The organism is Mesorhizobium sp. M7A.F.Ca.AU.001.01.1.1, from assembly GCF_004022735.1.
GTDB lineage: Bacteria > Pseudomonadota > Alphaproteobacteria > Rhizobiales > Rhizobiaceae > Mesorhizobium > Mesorhizobium ciceri.
In genome coordinates this window covers 1-2,071 of record NZ_RZPF01000938.1, presented here as the reverse complement: position 1 = coordinate 2,071, position 2,071 = coordinate 1, and the positions used below count along the sequence as shown (strand labels likewise).

Here is a 2,071-nt window from a genome sequence, read left to right as displayed (position 1 = left end):
CAGATCCCAACCGCATGACCGGCTATTATGATTTCCCGGCCAAGCCGCTCGATCTGCAAGGCGTGCTGAAAACGCTGGCGCATACCCAGCAGGTGCGCACCTATCTCGAATCGCGGCACCCGCAGAATGCGGAATACCAGGCGCTGCGCGTCGAACTGGAAGCGCTGCAGGCCAGTGCGGAAAACGAAATCGTCGTCGACCCCAAACTGTTGTTGAAGCCGGGCGAAACCAGCCCCGAACTGCCGAAGCTGCTGACCCTGATCGCGCGCAATCTCGATGACGAGATGGGCGGCGCCTATGGCGAGGTCCTGTCCAGGCTGGCCACCAGCGAAGTTTATGATCCGGAACTGATCCCGGTCATCAAGGCCGTGCAGCAAAAGGCAGGCATGAAGGGCGACGGCGTCATCGGCCCGCGCACCGTCGCGTCGCTGGCCGGAACATCCAAGGCCGACAAGTTGCTGAAGGTGGAAGTGGCGCTGGAGGAACTGCGCTGGCTGCCCTCCGATCTCGGCAGCCCGCGCGTCTTCATCAACCAGCCGGCCTTCACCGCGAGCTACATCGACAATGGCGAGGAAAAGCTCAAGACGCGTGCCGTCATTGGCCGGACCACCAACCAGACCTCCTTCTTCTACGACCAGATCAAGCAGGTCGATTTCCATCCCTATTGGGGCGTGCCCCAGTCGATCATCGTCAACGAGATGCTGCCGAGATTGCGCAACGATCCGGGCTATCTCGACCGGGCCGGCTATGAGGTGACGGATTCGCGCGGCAAGCGCATTCCTTCGTCGGCGGTCAACTGGGGCGCCTATGGCTCGAACATCCCATACAGCGTGCGCCAGCAGCCGAGCGAGGCCAACGCGCTGGGCGAGTTGAAGATCCTGTTCCCCAACAAGCATGCGATCTACATGCACGACACGCCGCAGAAATCGTTCTTCCAGCGCGATATGCGCGCGCTCAGCCATGGCTGCGTGCGGCTGCAGGACCCGCGCGGCATGGCGGCGGCGGTGCTTGGCACCTCCGTGGACTATATCGCCGAGAAGCTGAAGCACGGCCACGCGACCGAGAACGTGACACGCACGATCCCGGTCTATGTCGCCTATTTCACCGCATGGCCCGATCTGTCGGGCAAGGTCGAATATTTCGGCGACGTCTACGACCGCGACTCGCGGCTGAAGCAGGCCCTGGATGCCACGGAGGCGGTTCGCTCGCCTTCGAGTTGATTTAGCGCTCGAACAGTGGCCGTCGGAAGCCGGCGTCGCGCCCGGCGATCAGCCAATAGAGCAACCCGGCGACAAGGCCGGCAGCGGCAATGATGCCGATGTCGACCCAACGCTCCGGGTCCATGTCCTCCGGTGCGCTCGGCCAGATCAGGGCGAAGCCGCCGACTGCGGCGCCAGCGCCGAAAACCATGTGCAGCAGGACATTGCGCAGCGAGAAGAACTCTGCGATCAGCGCGAAGATCAACGTTTGCAGCGCGGTCACCACGATCGTCAGGAAATAGACGAACATGCCGAGCGGCGGCACCAGCAGCACCGCGATCGGCGAAACACCCATGACGTCGAAATAGTTGGGCGCATTGGGCAAGGAACTGAGCACGCCATAGATCACCGCCACGGCGATCAGGCCGACCAGCACCGATACGAAGTAGCCGGCCAACATCATCAATATGCGCTTCATCACGTGCTTTGCCGTCGCCATCCCCATCCCCCAATGCGGCGCCCGGAGCTATTCCAGGAAACGACAGTCAGCCATCAAAGCACGACTGACGCAAGGGGAGGCGCCCGCGCCAGGGCGATCGCCGAAGTTGGCGCCGGGAGCCTGTGACGCAGCCGAGAACGAATTCGCGTCGGAGCGTCCCTATTTCGGCTCCGCCGTCACAGGATCGTAGGTGATTTCGACCTTCGCCTTGTCCGCCGTGTAATAGGTGACGGTGTAGGCGCCGCTGTCCCAGTCGACCTCGTCCACATAGCGAAAGCCGTCGCGCTGCTCGACCTTGGCGATGATCTCCGACAGCTTCTTGGCATTGGGCGGCGGCAGCGGCTTGTCGTCCGCGGCCAAGGACGGCGCGCCG

At 62.9% G+C, this 2,071-nt stretch carries 3 protein-coding genes; 1 reads left to right on the top strand and 2 read right to left on the bottom strand.

All coding sequences use genetic code 11. The features are described 5' to 3' along the window. A partial coding sequence (locus tag EN884_RS34235) for a L,D-transpeptidase family protein (RefSeq protein ID WP_164895361.1) occupies positions 1-1,220 on the top strand: 1,220 nt, incomplete at its 5' end. Between the two features lies 1 nt (position 1,221). Here the strand turns inward: EN884_RS34235 and EN884_RS34230 are convergent. Beyond that, complete coding sequence (locus tag EN884_RS34230) at positions 1,222-1,704, bottom strand: hypothetical protein (RefSeq protein WP_063167997.1); 483 nt, start codon at positions 1,702-1,704, stop codon at positions 1,222-1,224. A 153-nt stretch (positions 1,705-1,857) separates the two neighbouring features. After that, positions 1,858-2,058, bottom strand: a complete 201-nt coding sequence (locus tag EN884_RS34225) for a PepSY domain-containing protein (RefSeq protein WP_128361052.1) — start codon at positions 2,056-2,058, stop codon at positions 1,858-1,860. Positions 2,059-2,071: the final 13 nt, after the last annotated feature.